The organism is Mixta sp. Marseille-Q2659 (assembly GCF_940807255.1).
Taxonomy (GTDB): Bacteria; Pseudomonadota; Gammaproteobacteria; order Enterobacterales; family Enterobacteriaceae; genus Mixta.
On sequence record NZ_CALNWY010000006.1, the window covers coordinates 119,860 to 143,646 of the forward strand.

20 protein-coding genes and 1 pseudogene are annotated in these 23,787 nt (G+C 54.2%); 4 read left to right on the top strand and 17 right to left on the bottom strand.

Annotated elements, in window-relative coordinates; genetic code table 11:
- Positions 1–22: 22 nt before the first annotated feature.
- The 15 genes and pseudogenes from rnhB to rpsB all read right to left on the bottom strand — a co-directional run bounded on the left by rnhB (position 23) and on the right by rpsB (position 15,221).
- Entirely contained in the window at positions 23–646 is a 624-nt protein-coding gene (rnhB, locus tag P3C52_RS06765) for a ribonuclease HII (RefSeq protein WP_275554403.1), read from the bottom strand.
- Positions 639–1,787 (bottom strand): lipid-A-disaccharide synthase, encoded by a 1,149-nt coding sequence (lpxB, locus tag P3C52_RS06770; protein WP_275554404.1) that lies wholly within the window; start codon positions 1,785–1,787, stop codon positions 639–641. Before lpxB ends, rnhB begins: the two co-directional genes overlap by 8 nt.
- Positions 1,788–1,790: 3 nt before the next feature.
- A complete protein-coding gene (gene lpxA, locus P3C52_RS06775; protein ID WP_275554405.1) occupies positions 1,791–2,579 on the bottom strand; it encodes an acyl-ACP--UDP-N-acetylglucosamine O-acyltransferase in 789 nt (262 codons plus the stop codon).
- A gap of 3 nt (positions 2,580–2,582) precedes the next feature.
- Positions 2,583–3,038 (bottom strand): 3-hydroxyacyl-ACP dehydratase FabZ, encoded by a 456-nt coding sequence (gene fabZ, locus P3C52_RS06780; RefSeq protein ID WP_038628041.1) that lies wholly within the window; start codon positions 3,036–3,038, stop codon positions 2,583–2,585.
- 156 nt (positions 3,039–3,194) lie between these two features.
- Complete coding sequence (gene lpxD / locus P3C52_RS06785; protein ID WP_275554406.1) at positions 3,195–4,220, bottom strand: UDP-3-O-(3-hydroxymyristoyl)glucosamine N-acyltransferase; 1,026 nt, start codon at positions 4,218–4,220, stop codon at positions 3,195–3,197.
- Between the two features lie 3 nt (positions 4,221–4,223).
- Positions 4,224–4,721, bottom strand: coding sequence for a molecular chaperone Skp (gene skp / locus P3C52_RS06790; RefSeq protein WP_275554407.1), 498 nt, complete (start codon positions 4,719–4,721; stop codon positions 4,224–4,226).
- Between the two features lie 127 nt (positions 4,722–4,848).
- The gene (bamA, locus tag P3C52_RS06795) at positions 4,849–7,254 is read right to left on the bottom strand and encodes an outer membrane protein assembly factor BamA (protein WP_275554408.1); all 2,406 of its coding nucleotides are present in this window, start codon (positions 7,252–7,254) and stop codon (positions 4,849–4,851) included.
- Positions 7,255–7,306: 52 nt separating this feature from the next.
- A complete protein-coding gene (gene rseP, locus P3C52_RS06800) occupies positions 7,307–8,647 on the bottom strand; it encodes a sigma E protease regulator RseP (RefSeq protein WP_275554409.1) in 1,341 nt (446 codons plus the stop codon).
- Positions 8,648–8,659: 12 nt separating this feature from the next.
- A pseudogene (cdsA, locus tag P3C52_RS06805) lies at positions 8,660–9,515 on the bottom strand (phosphatidate cytidylyltransferase).
- An 18-nt stretch (positions 9,516–9,533) separates the two neighbouring features.
- Entirely contained in the window at positions 9,534–10,286 is a 753-nt protein-coding gene (gene ispU / locus P3C52_RS06810) for a (2E,6E)-farnesyl-diphosphate-specific ditrans,polycis-undecaprenyl-diphosphate synthase (RefSeq protein WP_275554410.1), read from the bottom strand.
- A gap of 188 nt (positions 10,287–10,474) precedes the next feature.
- Positions 10,475–11,677 carry a 1-deoxy-D-xylulose-5-phosphate reductoisomerase gene (ispC, locus tag P3C52_RS06815; protein ID WP_275554411.1) on the bottom strand — a complete coding sequence of 401 codons (1,203 nt, stop codon included), beginning with the start codon at positions 11,675–11,677 and terminating at the stop codon, positions 10,475–10,477.
- 137 nt (positions 11,678–11,814) lie between these two features.
- On the bottom strand, positions 11,815–12,372 hold the full coding sequence (gene frr / locus P3C52_RS06820) for a ribosome recycling factor (RefSeq protein ID WP_103059952.1): 558 nt from the start codon (positions 12,370–12,372) through the stop codon (positions 11,815–11,817).
- 141 nt (positions 12,373–12,513) lie between these two features.
- Entirely contained in the window at positions 12,514–13,239 is a 726-nt protein-coding gene (gene pyrH / locus P3C52_RS06825; RefSeq protein ID WP_275554412.1) for a UMP kinase, read from the bottom strand.
- Positions 13,240–13,392: 153 nt separating this feature from the next.
- A complete protein-coding gene (tsf, locus tag P3C52_RS06830) occupies positions 13,393–14,244 on the bottom strand; it encodes a translation elongation factor Ts (protein ID WP_275554413.1) in 852 nt (283 codons plus the stop codon).
- A gap of 251 nt (positions 14,245–14,495) precedes the next feature.
- On the bottom strand, positions 14,496–15,221 hold the full coding sequence (gene rpsB, locus P3C52_RS06835) for a 30S ribosomal protein S2 (protein ID WP_275554414.1): 726 nt from the start codon (positions 15,219–15,221) through the stop codon (positions 14,496–14,498).
- A 365-nt stretch (positions 15,222–15,586) separates the two neighbouring features.
- Between rpsB and map the strand changes: the two genes are divergently transcribed.
- From map to P3C52_RS06855, 4 genes are all read left to right on the top strand, one after another.
- On the top strand, positions 15,587–16,381 hold the full coding sequence (gene map, locus P3C52_RS06840) for a type I methionyl aminopeptidase (protein WP_275554415.1): 795 nt from the start codon (positions 15,587–15,589) through the stop codon (positions 16,379–16,381).
- 82 nt (positions 16,382–16,463) lie between these two features.
- Positions 16,464–19,118, top strand: a complete 2,655-nt coding sequence (gene glnD, locus P3C52_RS06845) for a bifunctional uridylyltransferase/uridylyl-removing protein GlnD (RefSeq protein WP_275554416.1) — start codon at positions 16,464–16,466, stop codon at positions 19,116–19,118.
- Positions 19,119–19,211: 93 nt separating this feature from the next.
- Positions 19,212–20,039, top strand: a complete 828-nt coding sequence (dapD, locus tag P3C52_RS06850) for a 2,3,4,5-tetrahydropyridine-2,6-dicarboxylate N-succinyltransferase (RefSeq protein WP_275554417.1) — start codon at positions 19,212–19,214, stop codon at positions 20,037–20,039.
- Between the two features lie 358 nt (positions 20,040–20,397).
- Positions 20,398–20,793 carry a DUF3461 family protein gene (locus tag P3C52_RS06855; protein WP_275554418.1) on the top strand — a complete coding sequence of 132 codons (396 nt, stop codon included), beginning with the start codon at positions 20,398–20,400 and terminating at the stop codon, positions 20,791–20,793.
- Positions 20,794–20,853: 60 nt separating this feature from the next.
- Here the strand turns inward: P3C52_RS06855 and P3C52_RS06860 are convergent, their stop codons facing one another.
- Together P3C52_RS06860 and degP are read right to left on the bottom strand one after the other, a co-directional pair.
- Positions 20,854–22,011 (bottom strand): CdaR family transcriptional regulator, encoded by a 1,158-nt coding sequence (locus P3C52_RS06860; RefSeq protein WP_275554419.1) that lies wholly within the window; start codon positions 22,009–22,011, stop codon positions 20,854–20,856.
- Positions 22,012–22,286: 275 nt separating this feature from the next.
- Positions 22,287–23,711, bottom strand: coding sequence for a serine endoprotease DegP (gene degP, locus P3C52_RS06865; protein ID WP_275554420.1), 1,425 nt, complete (start codon positions 23,709–23,711; stop codon positions 22,287–22,289).
- Positions 23,712–23,787 lie beyond the last annotated feature (76 nt).

Below are 23,787 nucleotides of genomic sequence, written 5' to 3' on the forward strand. Positions count from 1 at the left end.
CGGTTAGCAGCTGAAAACGCGCTTAGCGCGCGCGTTCAGTGGTGAGACTGACTTCGAGGTCCAGTAGCGCATTGCGCACCGGCGCAAAACTACGACGATGGTGCGGCGTGGCGCCATGCTCTGTCAACATCGCCAGATGTTGCGCGGTGGGATAACCTTTATGCTGCGCAAAGCCGTATTGCGGAAAAACCGCATCCAGCTCCGCCATTTCGCGGTCACGCGTGACTTTCGCGATAATCGACGCGGCGCTGATTTCCGCGACCAGGCTGTCGCCTTTTACGACCGCCATCGACGGCATTGGCAGCGCCGGGCAACGGTTGCCGTCAATCAGCACATAATCAGGCGCAATGGCCAGGCCTGCCACCGCGCGTTGCATCGCCAGCATAGTGGCGTGCAGAATATTCAGTTGATCTATCTCTTCCGGCTCGGCGCGCCCCAGACTCCAGGCCAGCGCTTTCTCGCGGATTTCATCAAACAAGGCCAGCCGACGTTTTTCGCTCAGCTTTTTAGAATCCGCCAGACCTACGATGGGACGCGCAGGATCGAGGATCACCGCCGCCGTCACCACCGCGCCGACCAGCGGCCCGCGTCCGACTTCATCAACGCCCGCGATTAAACGCGCGTTGGGATAAATAAATTCAGCCATTCGCCAACTCCAGTACGGCCTGCGCCGCTTGTTCATCGGCATTCCAGCGAATTTGCTGGTGTAATTCAGTAAAGGTTGCCAGCAGACGTTCGCGCGTTGCGCCCTGTGCCAGCAACGGTTCCAGCGCGGCAGCCAGCCGATCGGGCTGGCAGTCGTCCTGTAACAGTTCAGGCACCAGTTCACGTCCGGCCAGTAAATTGGGCAGCGACACGTATTGGGTTTTGACCAGCCGCTGCGCCAGCCAGAAGGTAAAGGGCTTCATGCGATAGCCGACCACCATCGGACATTTCGCCAGCATACATTCCAGCGCCGCCGTGCCGGAGGCAAGCAACGCCGCATCGCTGGCGATCATCGCCTCGCGCCCTTTGCCATCCAGCAGATGTACCGGCAGCTCCGGCGCCGTCGCCGCTTTGATCTGTTCAAACTGTTCGCGCCGTTTAGCGTTAACCAGCGGTACGACAATTTCCAGCTGCGGCCATTTCTCGCGCAGTCGCTGGGCCGTTTTCAGAAAATCAGCACTAAGCATTTCCACTTCGGCCGAACGCGAACCGGGCAACAGCGCAAGGCACAGCGCCTCTTCAGCGATGCCAAGTTCACGCCGCGCCGCCGCCTTATCAGGCTGGAGCGGCATGGCGTCCGCCATAGTATGTCCAATAAAACGACAGGGAACATCAAAGCGATCGTAAAAAGCTTTTTCAAACGGCAGGAAGGCCAGCACCAGATCGGTCGCGCGGCCAATTTTAAATACGCGCTTTTGTCGCCACGCCCAGACCGACGGACTGACGTAATGAATAGTGCGGATCCCGCTCTGCTTCAGACGGCCTTCCAAAGTGATATTAAAATCGGGCGCATCAATGCCAACAAAGACATCGGGCTTAAGTTCAGTGAAACGGCGGGTTAAATCGCGACGGATTTTTAACAGGCGCGGCAGGCGCTCCAGCACCTCAACGATGCCCATCACCGCCAGCTCTTCCATGTCGTACCAGCTTTCGCAACCTTCCGCCAGCATACGCGGGCCCGCCACGCCGACGAAGCGGGCGTCAGGGTGTTTGGCTTTGAGCGCACGAATTAAACCGGCACCAAGAATATCGCCGGAGGTTTCTCCGGCGACAAGGGCAATCGTTAAGGGACGAGCAGCCATGAGTTAACGAATCAGACCTCGCGTTGAGCGGGCAAAGAAATCATAAAACGGCTTAACTTCAGCATGCTGCTGCGCCAGCGCTTCGATTTCCGGCTTCACTTCATCCAGCGTTTTGCCACTGCGGTATAACAGTTTGTAGGCATTACGGATCGCGTGTAGCGCTTCTTTACTGAAGCCGCGACGTTTCAGGCCTTCGATATTGATGCCGAACGGCGTCGCGTGGTTACCCTGCGCGATAACGTAAGGCGGCACATCCTGCGCCACGCCGGAACAGCCGCCCACCATCACGTGCGCGCCGATGATGCAAAACTGATGAACCGCCGTCATGCCGCCGATAATGGCAAAATCATCCACCGTGACATGGCCGCCCAGCGTCGCGTTATTAGCAAAAATACAGCGATTGCCAATAATACAGTCATGGGCGATATGCGCGTTAACCATCAGCAGGTTATCGCTGCCGATGCGGGTTACGCCGCCGCCCTGCACCGTACCACGGTGAATAGTCACGCTTTCGCGGATGCTGTTACGATCGCCAATCTCAACGCGGGTCGGCTCACCAGCATATTTCAGGTCCTGGTTTACCTCACCGATCGAGGCAAACTGGGTAATAATGTTGTCTTTACCGATGCGGGTATGACCGTTCACTACCACATGGGATTTCAGAACGGTACCTTCACCGATTTCAACATTCGCGCCGATGTAACAGAATGGGCCGATGTTGACACGGGCACCAATGATGGCGCCCTCTTCGACGATGGAACTAGGATGAATTACGGCGGTTGCATCAATCACGTATTATGCCTCCCGGCTACGGGCACACATCATGGTCGCTTCACAGACAATCTTGCCGTCTACGGTAGCAACGCCCTTAAAGCGCGTCAAACCACGACGCGTTTTCTCGAAGGTTACTTCCATAATCATCTGGTCGCCCGGTACAACCGGACGCTTGAAGCGCGCTTCATCAATCCCGGCAAAATAGTAAAGCTCGCCCGGCTCAAGTTTGCCCACGCTTTTAAACGCCAGAATACCCGTGGCCTGCGCCATCGCTTCCAGAATCAGTACGCCCGGGAAAATCGGTTTACCAGGGAAATGTCCCTGGAAAAACGGTTCGTTAACCGAGACGTTTTTTACCGCTCGCAGATATTTGTGTTCTTCGAACTCCAGGACACGATCGACCAGTAAAAACGGATAACGGTGCGGCAGCAGTTCTAAAATCTCTTCAATATTCAGAGTATGAGTTTCAGTAGTCAAAATACTCTTCCTGTCCTAAAAATTCTGATGGCATCAATAACACGGCCTGCACCGATCGGACGATCGTCGGCAGGCCGCAAATTCGTTTATGTGGCGCCTGGCTTCCCTGCTTAGCATGTTTTATTTATGAAAGCCGGACAGAGATGGGATGCGCGTTTAGTCGTCTTTGCCGACTTTACGCTCGATGGCTTTTAAGCGCTTGCTCATTTCATCGATATTCATCACCAGCGCTGCGGTTTTACGCCAGGTTTTATTTGGTTGCAACGGAATGCCCGAAGAGTATACCCCAGGTTCCGTGATGGGACGCATCACCATTCCCATTCCGGTAACGGTCACTTTGTCACAGATTTCCATGTGTCCGTTAATAACGCTGGCGCCACCGATCATACAGTAACGACCGATTTTCAGGCTACCCGCCATGATCACACCGCCAGCAACGGCCGTATTGTCGCCAATCACTACGTTATGTGCAATCTGGCACTGGTTATCAATGATAACACCATTACCAATCTGAGTGTTATCCAGCGCACCGCGATCGATGGTGGTACAGGCGCCGATTTCAACGCGATCGCCAATAATCACCGAGCCAAGCTGGGGAATTTTCACCCAGTTGCCACGATCGTTGGCATAACCAAAACCATCAGCGCCGATGACCGTGCCGGACTGAATCAGACACTGCTGACCAATACGAATTTCATGGTAAACCGTTACGTTGGCCCACAGGCGCGTTCCGGCACCGATGTGCGTGTTTTTACCTACGAAGCAGCCAGCGCCGATCACGACATTATCGCCAAGCACCACGCCCGACTCAATAACGGCATTCGCGCCAACAGAAACGTTGCTGCCCAGCGTAGCGCTGGCATCAATGACCGCGCTCGGCGCGATGTTTTGCGCGGGTTGCGGCGTGGTATCAAGCAGCTGCGCCATACGCGCGTAGGTCAGGTAAGGGTTTTTCACCACCAGCGCGGCGCTATGGCACCACGACAGATCGGCTTCCGTCAGCACCACGGCAGATGCCTGGCATTCGGCGAGCTGCTCACGGTAGCGGCTGTTGGCAAGAAAAGTGATTTGACCATTTTGGGCGGATTGCATAGAAGCAATGCCGGAGATGGCGATATCGCCATCTCCGTGCAATTCTGCATCCAACTGCTGGGCTAAATCAGCCAGTCGAATTGAGGACATTGATTATTTAACCTGTTTCAGAACGTCAGCCGTGATGTCTTTCGCATTAGAAGCGTAAGCTACCGCGTTAGCATCGATAACCACATCGTAGCCATCGTTATCAGCAACTTTTTTCACTGCGTCCTGGATACGGCTCAGCAGTTTATTACGTTCTTCCATCTGGCGACGGCGGTTGTCCTGCTCAAAAGCCTGCGCTTTTGAAGAGAACGCTTCGCGCTGAGACATGATGTCTTTTTCCATGCGGCTACGTTCGCTGGCCTTCATGGTCGAGCCATCACGTTGCAGGCGCTGCATTTTTGCCTGCAGATCGCGTTCCTGGCTCTGCAACTCGGTAGCGCGGCCTTTAAATTCATTTTCCAGCTGCTTCGCAACAGAGGCACGTTGCGGTAACTGTTGGAAAATGCTGGACACGTTTACCACGGCAATTTTATCAGCAGCCTGAGCGCCTGCGGAAACCGCTAAAGCGAGACCCAGACCTGCGGCACACAACAACTTTTTCACTATTAACTCCTTACCATCAACGTTTGTGTCAAAGACACAGTTTTGCCTGCAACATCGGCCCGCAGGCGAAGCTTACGGGCCAACGAACAGTGCGATACTTAACAGCTATGCTTCCCTGAAGCGGACATTACCAGGTTTTACCAATATTAAACTGGAACTGCTCCGCTTTATCTCCATCATATTTCTTAACCGGCTGGGCATACGAGAAGACCAGCGGACCCAGAGGCGACATCCACTGCAGCGCAATACCGCTGGAAATACGAATGTTGCCCGGATCGCTGTAGTCAGGAATGCCTGCAGCGCGCGAGTCTGCCGTATTTTCCCAATTGGTATCCCAAACGGTACCGGCATCGACAAACAGCGAGGTGCGCACCGAGTTGGAATATTTCTCGCTGATAAACGGCGTTGGGGTGATCAGCTCAAGGCTGGCCACGGCCATGGCGTTACCGCCCACCGCATCATCCGATTTACACAGATTCTGGCTACCGGAACAGGTAGAAGAATCGTCATTCAGGTAAGCCGCTTTCGGACCAATGTTATTGGAGCGGAAGCCGCGTACCGTACTGGAGCCGCCGGCATAGAAGTTCTCATAGAACGGCAGCTCTTTGCCACTCAGACCATCGCCATAACCTACGCGACCACGACCTAACAGAACCCAGGTATGATCGTCGTTAATCGGCATATACTGCTGGGTATCCAGCGTGACTTTATAGAAGCTATTGTCTGAGCCCGGAATAGTCACTTTACCGTTCAGATTGGTACGGTTACCGGCAGTGGGGAAGAAACCACGGTCCAGGTTGTTATACGTCCAGCCATAGTTGAAGGTGAAATCATCCGCAGAATATTCACTTTTACCTGAAATATCCGGATGCTGACCAACCGACTCCAGATAACGCCACATGGCCACCTGCGGCTGCATATTCGACAGGTCGTTATGCACATAGCCAAGGCCGACGCGCAGCGTGTTATTTTCATTAACCGGGAAGCCCAGCGTGCCGTCCAGACCATAACTCTTGTTGGTATAGTCAGAAAGGTCAGCGTCATCTGCTTTAAAGTCGTTATAGAAAATACGACCACCGAGGCTGACGCCGTCAACGGTGAAGTACGGATCGGTCAGCGAGAATTCCGCGTAGGTCTGATAGTCGTTTTTGGTGCCGCTGATGCCAACGGTATTACCGGTACCCAGCCAGTTATCTTGGGTTACGCCGACCTGGAAACTTACGCCGCTCTCGGTGCCGTAACCAATACCAAAGTTAAAGGTACCGGTATTACGCTCTTTCACCTTATAAACGACATCTACCTGATCCGGCGTGCCTGGTACGCGTTGCGTATCGACATCTACCGTCTCGAAATAGCCGGTACGGTTCAGACGCTCTTTACCCTGCTCAACCAGATTGCTGCCCAGCCAGGCGCCTTCCATCTGACGCATTTCACGGCGCAGGACGGAATCTTTTGAAGTATCGTTACCTTCAAAACGGACTTTACGTACGTAGTAACGGTTACCGGCATCGACATTCACATGCAGTTTAACCGTCTTATCGGCATCGTTGATTTCCGGCTGCGTTACCACGCGCGGATAAGCGTAACCATAACGGCCCAACAGCTGTTTGATGTTGTCTTCCATTTTGGTGACTTTAGTGCCGTTATACAGCTCGCCCGGTTCAACCTTCGCCAGACTTTCAATCTCAGCGGAATGCCCGGCCATGCTGCCATTCACCACCACGCCAGAAAGCTTATATTGCTCGCCTTCGTTAATGTTGATGGTGATATAGATACCTTTTTTATCCGGCGTCAGGCTGACCTGGGTGGAATCGATATTGAAACGCGCGTAGCCGCGATCGAGATAGAAGCTGCGCAGCGTTTCCAAATCGCCCGCCAGTTTCTGTTTCTGATATTTGCGATCGCCGACCAGGTTCCACCACGGCACTTCATCACGCAGCTGGAAGCGCGAGATCAGCTCATCGGAGCTAAAGGCTTTGTTACCTACTACGTTGATCTGCTGAATCTTGGCAGAAACGCCTTCGGTGAAGACCAGCTTCAGATCGACGCGGTTGCGCGGCAACGGCGTAACTACAGCTTTAACGCTGGCGCTATATTTACCGACGCTGTAGTAGAAATCTTCCAGCCCTTTTTCGATGCTGGAGATGGTGGTGCGATCCAGCGCTTCGCCGACGCGCACGCCGGAGGCTTCAAGATTCTGTTTAAGCATGTCATCTTTCACCGCTTTATTACCGGAGAAAGTGATGCTGGCAATGGTGGGACGCTCTTTCACCTGAACGATCAGCGTGGTGCCGTCGCGCAGAATCTGAACATCTTCGAAGTTTCCGGTAGCAAACAGGGCGCGAATGGTATTACTGATATCTTCATCATCTACCATATCACCGACACGTACCGGCATGCTGAGCAGAGCCGCACCGACAGCAACTCGCTGAAGTCCTTCGAAATGGATGTCCTTCACTACGAACCCGTCTGCACCGTAAACGGTGGCGCTGCTAAACAGCAGCGACGCTATGAGCAACTTTTTCATCGCCATCGTTGTTATGCGTTCTTCCTAACACGTCCCAGCCTGGACAACGTTCCGGTCATCACAGGCGAGAGAAATCATTGAATAGTGCAAGCCCCATTAACAGCACCAGCAAAATTGAGCCGATGCGATAACTGAAGTCCTGAACTCGCTCAGACACCGGTTTCCCTTTGATTTTTTCAATCGCCAGGAAAAGCAGATGCCCACCATCTAATACCGGTAACGGGAAGAGATTAATAATACCGAGGTTTACGCTAATAAGTGCGAGAAACATCAGATAATAAATCATCCCGTATTCCGCTGACATCCCGGCGCCTTGCGCGATAGAAATCGGCCCGCTCAGATTGTTCAGCTTAACATCGCCGGTGACCAGTTTGCCAAGCATGCCAACCGTCAGCTTCATTAACTGCCAGGTTTTCTCCCCGGCCTCGCCAATTGCAGCGAACGGACCATACTGGCGTACCGTTTTATACTCTTCCGGCAGCGGCAGCACGCGCGGTACGACGCCGGCAAATCCTTCAGTCCCTTTTGCGGCTGGCGTCAGCGTCAGGCTGACGGTCTCACCCTGGCGTTCAACATCCACGGCAATCGCCTTATTCGGACTTTCCCGCACAAGGTTAACAAAACCTCGCCAGTCTGCCAGCGGCTGACCATCGACTTTAACGATCCTGTCACCTGCTTGCAAACCTGCCGCGCTGGCGGGCGAATTTGCCTGCACCTGCGCCAGAACCGTTTCAATCTCAGGGCCACGCGGTTCAATACCTAATGCGACAACCGGATCTTGCTTATCCGGTTCGAAATGCCAGTTACGCAGATCGACCCGTTTTTCCACCCGCTGCGATGAGCCAAACGGCGCCAGACTTAAGGTCACTTCGGCATCGCCGATTTTCCCCACCAGCGCCATACGCACAGCATCCCAGTCAGGCGTTTCGATACCGTCAACGGCTTTAAGTTCCATACCGGGCAAAATTTGCGCCTCTGCAGCCACCGAGCCGTTCAGGATTTCGCCCGTCACCGGACGCACGCCAGGGACGCCGTGAATAAAGACCAGCCAGTAAGCAAAGATAGCAAACAGGAAATTAGCAATCGGACCGGCGGCAATCACCGCGGCGCGTTGCCATACCGTTTTGTTGTTGAAGGATTGATGACGCAGCTCCGGCGGCACGCTTTCAACGCGTTCATCCAGCATTTTGACGTAGCCGCCAAGCGGAATAAGCGCGATAACATATTCGGTGCCAAGCCGATCGCGACGGCGCCAGAGCGCTTTACCAAATCCCACGGAAAAACGCTCTACTTTAATGCCGCAGCGACGCGCTACCCAAAAATGACCAAACTCATGAACAGTAATCAGTACGCCCAGCGCAACGATAAAGGCAGCAAGACTCCAGATAAAGCTCAGCATAACGTCTTGTCCTTACAGCGTCCTGAACACCAGCAGCAGCAGACAGGCGAAAACCGGTACCGCAGCAGTCAGGCTATCGATACGATCGAGAATGCCGCCGTGGCCGGGGATCAGGTTTCCGCTGTCTTTAATTCCGGCTTCACGTTTGAACATGCTTTCAGTAAGATCGCCGAGTACGGAAGCGAGCGCAGCTTACCGAGCAAACCAGCAGTACGCTCGGCGTTACGCTCAGCGGTGCCCACAGGCCGAACAGCCAGGCGATGATAGCTGAAGTAAGCAAACCGCCGAAAAAACCTTCCCAGGTTTTACCCGGAGAAACCTTCGGCGCCAGCTTATGTTTGCCGAACAGGCGACCAAACATATAGGCGCCGGAATCCGCGCCCCAGACCAGAATCATCACATACAGCAGCCACCAGGCGCCGGCGAAGTGATCGCTCTCATAGTGATACTGGCGCAGCGCAACCATGCCGCAGAAAAAAGGCACGATAGTTAATACGCCGAAGAATAACCGCAGCACGCGCGAATGGCGCCAGAAGCCAGCAGAGCCCGGATAGAACAGCACCAGCAGCAAGGCGACGATCCACCATGTCAGTGCAGCCCAAAGCGATCCGCCGATTTGCGGTAACTGAATGGCATGTTGATAAGGCGGAAGCGTAAACAGCATAACGGCAAGCAGCAGGCCGCAAAACACGGCCAGCCAGATGCGTTGAAGACGGGAGGTAAAGCCAGCGAACTGACCCCATTCCCAGGCGGCCAGCATACATACCACCAGCGTGGTAATCGCGAATCCAGATGGCGGTAACCAGAAAAGCGCAGCGATCACCAGAGGGATCAAAATGAACGCTGTAATCAGACGTGACTTCAGCAAAGGTTACCCCCAGGGCGCTCAGGCGCCGCCAGGTGCTGCGCCGCCAAATCGACGCTCACGATGTGAGAAAGCATTCATTGCACCTTCAAAAACTTGTTCGTCAAAATCAGGCCAGAGAACATCGGTAAAATAAAATTCCGCATAGGCGATTTGCCACAGCAGGAAGTTACTGATGCGATGCTCTCCCCCGGTCCTTATTACCAGATCCACCGGTGCCAAATCGTGCATACAGAGAAATCCGGACAGCGTAGTTTCTTCGATCTGGTCAGGACGGAGCAATCCTTCCTGCACCTGCTCGGCTATCTTTTTTACGCCGTGAATAATATCCCAACGGCCGCCATAATTCGCGGCAATGTTGAGAGTTAATCCATTATTTTGTTGAGTAAGTTCCTCAGCGCGACGAATGCGCTCCTGTAAGCGTGAATTAAAACGGCTAATATCGCCAATAATTCTTAACCGAACATTGTGTTTGTGCAGGCTTTTTACTTCGCTATCCAGCGCCCAGACAAACAGCTCCATCAGCGCCACCACTTCCTGCGCCGGACGGGACCAGTTCTCGCTACTAAAGGCATAAAGCGTGAGTGCTTCCAGTTTATGACTAACGGCAAAGCTTACGGCGCGACGCACCGATTTCACTCCCGCTTTATGACCAGAAACACGGAGTTTACCCTGATTTTTCGCCCAGCGGCCGTTGCCATCCATGATGATGGCCACATGGCGCGGGCCTGTCCGCTGCTGGTCATCGGTTGTTATTTGAGTTTCGGACGACATAACGCGTATTCATTTCCTTTCATCAGAAATACAGCGGCTTCTGAATACATTTCCCGTGCGGCTGTAAAAAAGCCGTGACGACCACGGCTCTGTTCACCGCTTTGGCTGTGTGTAAATGCGAAACGGGAGCCGGGGACTATACCAGTTTCATCCCAGGCTCACAAATAGCGACCACGCAAATCCGTGAATTAACCGGCTTTGGCGAAACGCGGCAACAGCGCCTGCGCGGCACGTCGCGACTCGCTATCAATGGCCAGTACCGCTTCCACGCTCTCTGGTTCGGCATGATGAAGCGATGCCAATACTGCGGCATTAAGCGCGGCAATATCGGTAAAGCGAATCTGCGCGTTCAAAAACGCTGCAACCGCAATTTCATTTGCCGCATTAAGCGCGGTGGTTGCCGCCTGCCCCTGTTCACACGCTTCCATTGCCAGCTTCAGGCAGGGATAACGATTAAAATCGGGTTCGGCGAAGGTTAACGCCTTCATGCGGGTGAAATCGAGCGGCGTTACGCCAGCTTCTACACGCTGCGGCCAGGCCATCGTATGCGCGATCGGCGTCCGCATATCGGGGGAACCCAGCTGTGCCAGTACGCTGCCATCGCGGTAACGCACCATAGAGTGAATAACCGACTGCGGATGCAAAATCACTTCCATCTGCGCATCGGTCGCATTAAACAGCCAGCGGGCTTCAATGTATTCCAGGCCTTTATTCATCATAGTGGCGGAGTCAACGGAGATTTTTCGCCCCATCGACCAGTTCGGATGCGCGCAGGCCTGCTCCGGCGTAACCGTTGCCAGGGCAGAGAGCGGCGTGTCACGAAACGGTCCACCTGATCCCGTAAGGATAATCGACTCAATGCCGTTTTCCTGCAGGTTAGCGTATCCTAACTGTTGCTGGATGGAAGCAGGCAAACTCTGAAAAATCGCATTATGCTCGCTATCGACGGGCAGCAATCGCGCGCCGCTGGCGCTTACCGCCTCCATAAATAAACGGCCGCACGTGACAAGCGATTCTTTATTTGCCAGCAGTACCGTTTTACCGGCGCGAATGGCTGAAAGCGTCGGCAACAGGCCCGCCGCGCCGACTATCGCCGCCATAACCTGATCAACGTCATCCAGCGCGGCCAGCTGACAGGCAGCCTCTTCTCCGGCCATGACCTCGGTATTAACGCCCAGCGCGCTTAAACGCTGGCGCAGCAGGCCAGCACTGACATCATCCGCCATGGCGGCAAACGCCGGACGGAAACGCAGACACTGCTCGGCCATTAACTCGACGTTAAAGCCTGCAACCAGTGCTTTTACCGCGTACAGATGGGGATTTGCCTGCACCACCGCCAGCGTATTAGTGCCAATCGAACCGGTGGAGCCGAGAATGGTTAATTGCTTCATGAGGCCGCTCTGTGTGGGAATTTGGACACGGCGCTACAGAGAATGCGCCAGTGCGCCAACAATGTGTGACAAAGCAAAACGCCGTCAAACAGCGTAACACTACGCTGCGGACGGCGTTTTACAGAGGCCGGATGGAATCAGAAGTCCATCAGCTCCGTTTCTTTTTCAGCCAGCGCGGCATCAACTTTCTTGATATACGCGTCGGTCATTTTCTGGATTTCATCCTGCGCGCGGCGCTCTTCATCTTCGCCGATCGCTTTATCTTTCAGCAGCGCTTTGATTTTGTCGTTGGCGTCGCGACGCACGTTACGCACGGAAACGCGACCCTGCTCGGCTTCGCCGCGCACAACCTTGATCAGGTCTTTACGACGTTCTTCCGTCAGCGCAGGCAGCGGCACGCGAATATCTGTGCCAGCTGAACTCGGGTTGAGGCCGAGATCGGATGACATAATCGCTTTTTCAACGGCCTGACTCAGGGAGCGGTCAAAAACGTTGATCTTCAGCGTGCGTGAGTCTTCGACGGTAACGTTGGCCAGCTGGCGCAGCGGAGTCGGCGTACCGTAATATTCTACTACGATACCGTCGAGAAGCGCTGGTGATGCGCGGCCAGTGCGTACTTTGCCGATGTTATTTTTGAACGCCTCAACGCATTTTTCCATGCGCGTGTCGGCATCTTTTTTGATGTCGTTAATCACGTTGTAACCCTTGGATTCTGTTTGACCTGCCACAGCGAGCGTGTCAGGAAACGGTAAAATTCGTCGATAATCCTGAACGGTGCGCGCCGCCTGTTTACGCCGCGCCAACAGAATATACCTTATTTTACGCCGTGACGGATATTAATGCGTAATCAGGGTGCCTTCTTTTTCACCCATCACGACACGACGCAGCGCGCCCGGCTTATTCATATTGAAAACACGAATCGGCAGCTGATGATCGCGCGCCAGGGTAAAGGCCGCCAAATCCATCACTTTCAGCTCACGCTCCAGCACTTCCTGATAGGATAGCTGATCGTACAGCGTGGCATCTGGCGTTTTCACCGGATCGGCAGAATAAACGCCGTCAACTTTGGTCGCTTTCAGCACCACGTCAGCTTCAATGTCGATACCGCGCAGGCAGGCGGCGGAGTCCGTGGTAAAGAATGGATTGCCGGTACCGGCGGAGAAAATAACCACGCGATTATTGCGCAGCAGGCTGATGGCTTCCGCCCAGCTGTAGTTGTCGCACACACCGTTAAGCGGGATAGCAGACATCAAACGCGCGTTCACATAGGCGCGGTGCAGCGCATCACGCATCGCCAGGCCGTTCATGACGGTCGCCAGCATGCCCATATGGTCGCCGACAACGCGGTTCATGCCCGCCTGGGCCAGACCGGCGCCGCGGAACAGGTTACCCCCACCAATAACGACGCCAACCTGAATACCCAGCTCTACCAGCTCTTTAATTTCCTGAGCCATGCGATCGAGTACGCTTGCGTCGATGCCGAAACCTTCGGCGCCCTGCAGCGCTTCGCCACTGAGTTTTAGCAGGATACGTTGATAAACAGGTTTTGCATTGGTAGCCATGGTCATTTTTTCCTGGAAGCTATCATGAAAATGAGGAGTTAAATCCGATCTATCATCCGCTTAGCGGGTAAGGATTGCTATTGGGATGAGACTGAAAAATGCTGAAGATCTCAGACAAAAAAGAACCGCCGATTGGCGGTTCTTTTGGGACCATTAAGACTGCTTGGACATGGCCGCAACTTCTGCAGCGAAGTCGCTTTCAACTTTCTCAATGCCTTCGCCCACTTCGAAGCGGATGAAGTTAACCACGTCAGCGTTTTTCTCTTTCAGCAGCTGACCAACGGTTTTGCTCGGATCCATCACGAACTGCTGACCGGTCAGAGAAACTTCACCGGTGAACTTGTTCATACGACCCTGAACCATTTTCTCCGCGATTTCGCGCGGTTTGCCAGACTGCATAGCGATGTCCAGCTGGATCTGATGCTCGCGCTCAACCACGTCAGCCGGTACGTCTTCCGGTTTCACGTATTCAGGCTTGCTCGCCGCAACGTGCATCGCAACGTGCTTAACCAGCTCTTCGTCAGCGCCGGTAGCAGAAACCAGAACGCCGATACGTGCGCCGTGCAGGTAAGAACCAATCACGTCGCCTTCCAGGATAGCAACACGACGGATGTTGATGTTTTCACCGATTTTCGCCACCAGCGCAGTACGCTGATCTTCGAATTTCGCTTTCAGCACGTCGATGTCAGCGATACGCTCAGCGGTCGCGGCAGCGATAACTTCTTTACCAAATGCCAGGAAGCCAGCATCTTTAGCAACGAAGTCAGTTTCGCAGTTCAGCTCAACGATCACGCCGGTGTTGCCAGCAACTTCAGCCAGGATCACACCTTCAGCAGCAACGCGACCAGATTTCTTCGCTGCTTTCGCCTGACCAGACTTACGCATGTTGTCAATCGCCAGCTCGATGTCGCCATTCGCTTCAACCAGCGCTTTTTTACATTCCATCATGCCAGCGCCAGTACGCTCGCGCAGTTCTTTTACCAGAGCAGCGGTAATATCAGCCATTCTCTCTTCCTCAGTTGTCTGTTGCCTGCGGTTCTCCCGCTGGTGCGGGAAACAGCCGCCACGGCTTTGCCAGGGCGACCAGCCTGCTTGCCCGCTTAACCTTCAGCGGACCCACAGCCCTGTTCGCAGGAGTGCTTCGCAGCCAGATTCGGCACCGCCTGACCGGCTGCGGTTAAAAAAATAAAGGGGCCACAAGCGGCCCCTTACAGATCACATCTGAATGATAAGGGCTCTGTACAGAGCAAACCTTATTAAGCGTTCTCTAAAGAAGCTTCTTCTGCCTGCTCAGCCAGATCCTGAGAACGGCCTTCACGGATGGTGGTCGCTACAGCAGTCAGGTACAGGCTTACAGCACGGATCGCATCGTCGTTACCCGGGATAACGAAATCAACGCCATCCGGATCGGAGTTGGTATCAACGATAGCAAATACCGGGATACCCAGGTTGTTTGCTTCTTTGATTGCGATGTGTTCGTGGTCAGCATCGATCACAAACAGTGCATCCGGCAGACCGCCCATGTCTTTGATACCGCCCAGGCTGTTTTCCAGCTTAGCCAGTTCACGAGTGCGCATCAGCGCCTCTTTCTTGGTCAGTTTGTCGAAAGTGCCGTCCTGAGACTGAGTTTCCAGATCTTTCAGACGCTTGATGGACTGACGAACAGTTTTCCAGTTAGTCAGCATACCACCCAGCCAGCGGTGGTTTACGAAGAACTGGTCGCAGCTCAGAGCAGACTCTTTGATTGCTTCGCTGGCAGCGCGCTTAGTACCGACAAACAGGATCTTACCTTTACGGGAAGCGATTTTGTTCAGTTCCGCCAGAGCGTCGTTGAACATCGGTACCGTTTTCTCAAGGTTGATGATGTGAACTTTGTTACGCGCACCGAAGATGAACGGCTTCATTTTCGGGTTCCAGTAACGGGTCTGGTGACCGAAGTGAACACCAGCCTTGAGCATGTCGCGCATGGAAACAGTTGCCATGATTACCTCTGTAGATAAAGTTGGGGTTGGGCCTCCACATATCCCATGCGACCGACCTCGAAAGGCACCCCGGCGCATGTGCCGATATGTGTGTGTTATTTACACGGGAGATTTATGCGATTCCAGCAGGGCTTTCGGCCTTACATGGAATCGTCGGCGCGCTTTATACCATAAAGCACTATTTGACGCCAATAATAGTTCGCGTCGTTTCTCAGCGCATTTAATGCCGCTGCTCACTTTCCGTAATGATTACAATAACCGCCAGCCGTTGGTTAACGCTCAGTGGCAGCCCACTGGCTGACCTGCTAACATGGCACCACTTGCTCTATTATTGTCGAAAATGACGACAACTGCGGATAAAATTCATGGCAATTTCAATTAAAACCCCTGAAGAAATCGAAAAAATGCGCGTGGCGGGACGTCTGGCCGCCGAGGTGCTGGAGATGATCGAACCTTATGTGAAGCCGGGCGTCTCCACCGGCGAACTCGATCGCATTTGCAACGACTATATCGTTAATACACAGCACGCCGTCTCCGCCAGCCTCGGCTACCACGGTTTTCCGAAATCGGTCTGCATTTCGGTCAATGATGTGGTGTGTCACGGCATTCCCAGCGACGACAAACTGCTAAAAGATGGCGACATCGTCAATATCGACGTCACGGTCATTAAAGATGAGTATCACGGTGACACGTCGAAAATGTACATCGTCGGCAAACCGACCATTCAGGGCGAGCGCCTGTGCCGCATTACACAGGAAAGCCTTTATCTGGCGCTGCGCCTGGTGAAGCCGGGCATCCGCCTGCGTACTCTGGGCCGCGAAATTCAGAAGTTTGTCGAAGCGCAGGACTTCTCCGTGGTACGTGAATATTGCGGACACGGCATCGGCAAAGGCTTCCATGAAGAGCCGCAGGTGCTGCATTATGATGCGGACGACGGCGGCGTGGTGCTGCAGGCAGGCATGACCTTTACCATTGAACCGATGGTAAACGCTGGTGATTATCACATCCGCAGCATGAAAGATGGCTGGACGGTAAAAACCAAAGATCGCAGCTTGTCCGCGCAGTATGAGCATACTATTGTGGTGACCGACAACGGCTGTGAAATTCTCACCTTGCGTAAAGATGACACCATTCCGGCAGTGCTGGTAAACGAAGCCTGAGGGCTACTTCCTGCCTGACGAAATGTAACGAAAGCCGACTCGCCGTCGGCTTTTTTTATGGCGAAAGCGGAGCAACTTCTCAATGAGCAATGGCGTGACCGATGAAGTAATTAATGGCCTAGTCGATTCAGCGGCAGGCTGGGACGATACCGAGCTGACGCGAGAGCCGTTAAAGCAGCGTCTCGATCGTTTCCAGCAATGCCTTGCCGCGGCCTTTGACGCCGGAGAAGATGTCGAAGCGCTGATCGATGCCCGCACGCTGTTTATTGACGGTTTGCTGCGGCGTCTGTGGCGCTTTTACGGTTTTGAAGCGCATAGCGAGATCGCGCTGGTGGCGGTCGGCGGCTACGGGCGCGGCGAGCTGCATCCGCTTTCCGATATTGATCTGCTTATCCTTAGCCGCAAACCGCTGGACGATCGGGCCGCACAGCAGGCCAGCGAACTGCTGACGCTACTTTGGGATCTTAAGCTGGAGGTCGGCCACAGCGTGCGCACGCTGGAAGAGTGCCTGCTGGAAGGGCTTTCCGATTTGACTGTTGCCACCAACCTGATTGAATCGCGTATGCTGGTTGGCGACGTCGCGCTGTTCCTTGAACTGCAAAAACATATTTTCAGCGATGGCTTCTGGCCCTCCGCGCGTTTTTACGCGGCCAAAATCAGCGAACAGCAGGAGCGCCATCAGCGCTATCACGGCACCAGCTATAATCTGGAGCCCGATATTAAAAGCAGCCCCGGCGGCCTGCGCGATATTCATACGCTGCTGTGGGTGGCGCGCCGCCACTTTGGCGCCACCTCGCTGGATGAAATGGTGGGCTTCGGCTTTCTCACCGAGGCGGAACGCAATGAACTTAACGAATGTCAGGAATTTCTCTGGCGCATCCGTTTCGCCCTGCATCTTACTTTACCGCGCTACGATAATCGTCTGCTGTTCGATCGACAGCTAACGGTCGCGCAACGCCTGAATTATCAGGGTGAAGGTAACGAACCGGTCGAGCAGATGATGAAAGACTTCTTCCGCGTTACCCGGCGCATCGGCGAACTCAACCAGATGCTGCTCCAGCTGTTTGACGACGCGATCCTGGCGCTGGACGTTACCGAAAGACCGCAGCCGCTTGATGACGATTTCCAGCTGCGCGGCAGCCTGATCGACTTACGTGATGATGCGCTATTTAGCCGCCAGCCAGAAGCGATTATGCGCATGTTTTGGGTCATGGTGCGTAATGAAAACATCAAAGGTATTTACTCCTCCACGCTGCGCCAGCTACGTCACGCACGCCGGACATTAAAGCAGCCGCTCTGCACCCTGCCGGAAGCGAGACGCTATTTTCGCGCTATTTTGCGCCATCCGGGCGCCGTTAGCCGGGCGCTGGTGCCGATGCATCGCCACAGCGTGCTGTCCGCTTATATGCCGCAGTGGAGCAAAATTGTCGGCCAGATGCAGTTCGATCTGTTTCATGCCTATACGGTGGATGAACATACGATTCGCGTTTTACAAAAGCTGGAGAGCTTCGCCAGTGAGGAGACGCGCCCGCGTCATCCGCTCTGCGTAGAGCTGTGGCCGCGCCTGCCTCACCCGGAGCTGCTGCTGCTGGCGGCGCTGTTTCATGATATCGCCAAAGGGCGCGGCGGCGACCACTCGATTCTGGGCGCGCAGGATGTGCTGGACTTTGCCGAGCTGCACGGTCTGAACTCGCGCGAGGCGCAGCTGGTCGCCTGGCTGGTGCGCTACCACCTGCTGATGTCGGTGACCGCTCAGCGTCGCGATATCCAGGATCCCACCGTAATCCAGCAGTTTGCCGAGGTGATGCAGAATGAAAACCGTCTGCGTTATCTGGTTTGCCTGACGGTGGCAGATATTTGCGCCACCAACGAAACCTTATGGAACAGCTGGAAACAGAGTCTGTTACGCGAGCTTTTCTTCGCCACAGAGAAACAGCTGCGGCGCGGAATGGAGAACTCCCCTGACCTGCGCGAACGCGTACGCCATCATCGCCTGCAGGCGCTGGCGCTGTTGCGGATGGATAATATTAATGAAGAGGCGCTGCATCAGATCTGGAGCCGTTGCCGCGCCGACTATTTTCTGCGTCATACGCCCAATCAGCTCGCCTGGCACGCCCGTCATCTGATGAACCACGATCTGACCCAGCCGCTGGTGCTGGTCAGCCCGCAGGCCACGCGCGGCGGCACGGAGATTTTTATCTGGAGCCCTGATCGGCCTTATCTGTTTGCCGCCGTGGCGGGCGAGCTGGATCGTCGTAATCTTAGCGTTCATGACGCGCAGATCTTTACCAGCCGTGACGGCATGGCGATGGATACCTTTATCGTGCTGGAGCCGGACGGCAGTCCGCTGTCGCCGGATCGGCATCAGATGATTATTCAGGCGCTGAACCAGGCGATTACGCAAACCAGCTGGACGCCGCCGCGCACGCGCCGTCAGTCAGCCAAACTCAAACACTTTAACGTCGATACGGAAGTGCGCTTTCTGCCCTCTTTTAATGAGCGGCGTACCTGGCTGGAGCTGATTGCGCTCGACCGTCCCGGTCTGCTGGCGCAGGTAGGTGAAGTCTTTGCCGATTTGGGCATTTCGTTACACGGCGCGCGCATCAGCACCATCGGCGAACGGGTCGAAGATCTGTTCATCCTTGCGGATGACGAGCGCCGGGCGCTGAATGCCAAATTGCGGCAGAAGCTGCAACAACGGTTGACAGAGGCCCTGGATCCAAACGATAAAGTGTGACTCCGATTTTTTTAACACCGTCGTTCACCAGCGTATCGGGACAGCAGCGACGTTGCCCGACGGTGAAGACGATAAACCAGGATGAAAATGCAAATGCAACAGTTACAGAGTGTCATTGAGAGCGCGTTTGAGCGCCGTGCCGATATTACGCCTGCCAGCGTTGATGCCGCCACTCGCGAAGCGGTTGAGCAGGTTATTTCTCTGCTGGACAGCGGCGCCCTGCGCGTAGCCGAAAAGATTGATGGTCAGTGGGTTACGCACCAGTGGCTGAAAAAAGCGGTTCTGCTCTCTTTTCGTATCAATGACAATCAGGTAATCGAAGGCGCAGAAAGCCGTTTTTACGACAAAGTGCCGATGAAATTTGCCGCTTATGATGAAGCGCGCTTTAAGAAAGAGGGTTTCCGCGTGGTGCCGCCAGCGGCAGTTCGTCAGGGTGCGTTTATCGCCCGCAATACCGTTCTGATGCCTTCTTATGTGAATATCGGCGCCTGGGTTGATGAAGGTTCGATGGTCGATACCTGGGCAACCGTCGGTTCCTGCGCCCAAATCGGTAAAAACGTCCACCTGTCCGGCGGCGTTGGCATCGGCGGCGTACTGGAGCCGCTCCAGGCGAACCCAACTATCATCGAAGACAACTGCTTTATCGGTGCGCGTTCTGAAATCGTGGAAGGCGTGATTGTGGAAGAAGGTTCGGTAATTTCCATGGGCGTTTATATTGGTCAAAGCACCAAGATTTACGACCGTGAAACCGGCGAAATTCATTACGGTCGCGTTCCGGCGGGTTCTGTCGTGGTTTCCGGTAACCTGCCGTCAAAAGATGGCGCTTACAGCCTCTACTGCGCGGTTATCGTGAAGAAAGTTGATGCGAAAACCCGCGGCAAGGTTGGCATCAATGAGCTGCTGCGCACCATTGATGAATAATGCCTGACGCCCTGCCCTGCCATTCCGGCAGGGCAAAACCTGCTTCTGCTTCTGCTTCTGCTTCTGCTTCTGCTTCTGCTTCTGCTTCTGCTTCTGCTTCTGCTTCTGCTTCTGCTTCTGCTTCTGCTTTTCCATGATTTGCCGGTTTTAGCGCCTGCGCAAATTAATGGTGCGTTTATTTTTTATGCAGGCGATAATTCCCGTCAGCCATTTCTGCGGCGCAATGTCCCGAAAGTCGTCGTTTATGTCTACAGTGATGACAGGCCCTTTCTGCTGTTTCAGCAGGATGCCCATACAGCGTCAGGGTCGAAATAAGGTGTTGCAGCGCCCTAATTTCTCGTTCACAGGAAACATCGCCATGTATGACAATTTAAAAAGCCTGGGCATTTCCAACCCGGAAGAGATCGATCGCTACAGTCTGCGTCAGGAAGCGAATAATGACATTCTGAAAATTTACTTCCGTAAAGACAAAGGCGAGTTTTTTGCCAAAAGCGTCAAGTTCAAATATCCGCGTCAGCGTAAAACCGTGGTGGCCGACAGCCTTGGCCAGGGCTATAAGGAAGTGCAGGAGATCAGCCCGAACCTGCGCTATGTAATTGATGAACTGGATCAGATCTGCAAGCGCGATCAGGTCGAGATCGATTTGAAACGCAAAATCCTTGACGACCTGCGTCATCTGGAAAGCGTGGTTTCCAACAAAATCGCTGAAATTGAATCCGATCTGGATAAGCTGACGCGCAACAGCCGCTCATAAGCGGACAACGCGCCGGAACGTTTTATTCCCCTTAAATACGCCGCGATGCGGCGTATTCTCTTAAGGCTGCTCATCCAGCTGCAGCGCTACATACAGCAGCAGCCGATCGTCAAAATGACTCAGATTAAGCCCCGTTAGCTCAGAAATACGATTCAGTCGGTACTCCAGCGTATTCCGATGAATAAACAGCGCCCGCGCCGTTGCCGAAGGCTGCACATTATTACTGAACCAGGCAATCAGCGTACGCCGCAGCAGCCCGTTATTATCCATCGCCTTGAGCTTCGCCAGCGGACGCGACAGCTCATTAGCCTGCCAGCCGCCGCGCAGACTATCCAACAGCACGGGCAGTACCAGATCCTGATAAAAAAAGCTGCGCTGATCCGGCATCCGCTGTTTGCCTACGCTCATGGTGGTACGCGCCGTACGGTAAGAACGCGCAATACTACCCGCACCGGTAAAATAATTCCCCAGCGCAATGCGAATACGCAGATGCCCGCTCTCTTTCATTCGTCCTAACAGCAGTTCAACGCGCCGACGATGCTCATCCTGATCGTAACGACCATGCGCATTGAGCGCTGGCTTCAGCACCACCATTTCCGTCAGCGAGACGATAGCGATCAGATTATCGCGCTCCGGCGTGGTTAACAGCGTCTGTAGCTGCTGAAGCTCGGCCATCGCACTGTCGACGCCCAGCTGCCCGCTGTCCACTTCAACCACCGCCACCACGCGCGGCTGATTCAGATCGATGCCTAACCGCTGCGCCCATTCCATTAGCGCTGGCGACAAGGTCTCGCTGCGAATCAGGTTCAGCACCAGCTCTTCACGCAGACGGCTATCCTGTGCCAGCATATGCAACAGCCGCGCCTGCTCCAGCATCATTTCCGCCGTCATGCAGACCAGCTCGCCATACTGCCGCAGTGAAACGGGATCGCCGGTAAGCCCGATAACGCCAACAATGTCACCGGCAATACGCAGCGGTAAATTTATACCTGGCCGGACGCCGTGCAGATGACGCGCCACGGCTTCGTCAATATCCACTACGCGCGCCTGCGATAGCGCCAACAGCGCACCTTCGTGCAGTTCACCAATGCGTTCGCGATCGCCGCTGCCGATAATCCGGCCACGCGCATCCATCACATTGACATTGCTGTCGATAATTTTCATGGTACGCGCCACGATATCCTGAGCCAAACGCGCATCAAGGTGATAGTTAGCCATGATTTACTCCTGTTCCGGCACGATAAAGCAGCATACGTCGGTCCCCTAAACGAAGCATTGTGCAATTGCACAAAGCACCGTCTCGTCTGGTAAATTTGCGGCAGGAATCACAAAGCAACTCAGCAACAAGATGAATAAGCAAACAGCGGATAGCAATTTCCCTGGAGCGCGACGCGATCGTTGCTCATCGGCTTCCATCATCAAAGCTCATAAAAAAACGGCCCGGCAACATGGCTGCCGGGCCGCTAAACTTACATCGTTTTATGCGTAACGCTTTACTGCATTAGCAGATAAATGCTGCTGTCGCCGCGCTTAATATTCAGCGCCAGTACGGAAGGTTTAGTATCCAGGATTTTACGCAGCTCGCCCAGGTTAGTAACCGGCTGCTGGTTAACGCCCAGAATCAAATCGTCTTTTTTCAGGCCGATACGTGCCGCGGCGCTGCCAGGCTTCACGCTATCCACGCGCACGCCTTTCTGACCGTTAACGACCGCATTGCTCAATCCGGCGCCTTCAATACCGGTATAGATGGTAGAAGAATCAACCTTATCCTGAGAGCTTTGCTGTAACTCCACCGTTACCGTCATCGGTTTGCCGTCGCGCAGCAGGCCCAGCTCCAGCTTGGTGCCGACCGGTAGCGATCCGACTTCAGCACGCAGGGCGGCAAAGCTGGAAATTTGTTTCTTATTCAGTGAGGTGATTACGTCGCCCGCCTTGATGCCCGCTTTAGCGGCGGACGATTTTGGCATTACCTGGCTGACAAACGCGCCGCGCTGCGCGTCCACCTTCATCGCTTTCGCCAGTTCGGAATTCAGCTCGGTGCCCATAATGCCCAGCTCGCCACGTTTCACCTGGCCATATTCCACCATCTGCGCGGTCAGGTTTTTCACCATATTGCTGGGGATTGCAAAGCCGATGCCGATATTGCCGCCATCCGGTGCCAGGATCGCGGTATTAATCCCGATCAGCTCGCCGTTCAGGTTCACCAGCGCGCCGCCAGAGTTACCACGGTTAATCGCTGCGTCAGTCTGAATAAAGTTTTCGTAGTTTTCCACGTTCAGCCCGCTGCGGCCCAGCGCGGAAACGATGCCGGAGGTCACGGTTTCGCCCAGACCATACGGGTTGCCGATGGCGACGGTATAATCACCAACGCGCAAACTGTCGGAATCGGCAATTTTAATGGCGGTCAGGTTTTTAAAATCCTGTAACTGAATCAGCGCAATATCAGAGCGCGGATCTTTACCAATAACTTTGGCGTCATAACGACGGCCATCGCTAAGCTGTACTTGGATTTTGGTGGCGTTATCAACCACATGGTTATTGGTAACGACATAACCTTTTTCCGCATTGATCACCACGCCGGAACCCAACGCGCGGAATTTCTGCTGTGGCGCAGCGCCATTAGGGGCGGCGCCCTGACACATTGGCGAATTCTGGAAAGGTGATCCATCCTGACAGAACGGTGAATTATCGCCAAAGAACTGTTGGAATTGCGGCGGCAGGCGCGGCGTTTTTGCCGTGGTGCTGCCTTCAACATTAATGCTGACCACCGAAGGCATCACTTTTTCCAGCATCGGCGCCAGGCTGGGTAATTGCTGAGTAGAAGAGGAGGCTGTTTCAGCCGCCATAACGTACGTTGGGCTCATTGCCATTCCCAGGCTAAGGGCCAACGCGCTTAATACAAGAGCTGTTTTTTTCATTCGTCTGTACTCGTATTGGATCAATGAAGCTGACCATTCACTATGGCCGTGTTGGATGAGATTAAATTTTTACCGC

What these genes read in the sequence shown, in the direction of transcription:
- rnhB (WP_275554403.1), bottom strand. Translation starts at nt 646, where the DNA reads ATGGCTGAATTTATTTATCCCAACGCGCGTTTAATCGCGGGCGTTGAT.
- lpxB (WP_275554404.1), bottom strand. Translation starts at nt 1,787, where the DNA reads ATGGCTGCTCGTCCCTTAACGATTGCCCTTGTCGCCGGAGAAACCTCC.
- lpxD (WP_275554406.1), bottom strand. Translation starts at nt 4,220, where the DNA reads ATGTCCTCAATTCGACTGGCTGATTTAGCCCAGCAGTTGGATGCAGAA.
- bamA (WP_275554408.1), bottom strand. Translation starts at nt 7,254, where the DNA reads ATGGCGATGAAAAAGTTGCTCATAGCGTCGCTGCTGTTTAGCAGCGCC.
- rseP (WP_275554409.1), bottom strand. Translation starts at nt 8,647, where the DNA reads ATGCTGAGCTTTATCTGGAGTCTTGCTGCCTTTATCGTTGCGCTGGGC.
- ispU (WP_275554410.1), bottom strand. Translation starts at nt 10,286, where the DNA reads ATGTCGTCCGAAACTCAAATAACAACCGATGACCAGCAGCGGACAGGC.
- ispC (WP_275554411.1), bottom strand. Translation starts at nt 11,677, where the DNA reads ATGAAGCAATTAACCATTCTCGGCTCCACCGGTTCGATTGGCACTAAT.
- pyrH (WP_275554412.1), bottom strand. Translation starts at nt 13,239, where the DNA reads ATGGCTACCAATGCAAAACCTGTTTATCAACGTATCCTGCTAAAACTC.
- tsf (WP_275554413.1), bottom strand. Translation starts at nt 14,244, where the DNA reads ATGGCTGATATTACCGCTGCTCTGGTAAAAGAACTGCGCGAGCGTACT.
- rpsB (WP_275554414.1), bottom strand. Translation starts at nt 15,221, where the DNA reads ATGGCAACTGTTTCCATGCGCGACATGCTCAAGGCTGGTGTTCACTTC.
- map (WP_275554415.1), top strand. Translation starts at nt 15,587, where the DNA reads ATGGCAATTTCAATTAAAACCCCTGAAGAAATCGAAAAAATGCGCGTG.
- glnD (WP_275554416.1), top strand. Translation starts at nt 16,464, where the DNA reads ATGAGCAATGGCGTGACCGATGAAGTAATTAATGGCCTAGTCGATTCA.
- dapD (WP_275554417.1), top strand. Translation starts at nt 19,212, where the DNA reads ATGCAACAGTTACAGAGTGTCATTGAGAGCGCGTTTGAGCGCCGTGCC.
- P3C52_RS06855 (WP_275554418.1), top strand. Translation starts at nt 20,398, where the DNA reads ATGTATGACAATTTAAAAAGCCTGGGCATTTCCAACCCGGAAGAGATC.
- P3C52_RS06860 (WP_275554419.1), bottom strand. Translation starts at nt 22,011, where the DNA reads ATGGCTAACTATCACCTTGATGCGCGTTTGGCTCAGGATATCGTGGCG.
- degP (WP_275554420.1), bottom strand. Translation starts at nt 23,711, where the DNA reads ATGAAAAAAACAGCTCTTGTATTAAGCGCGTTGGCCCTTAGCCTGGGA.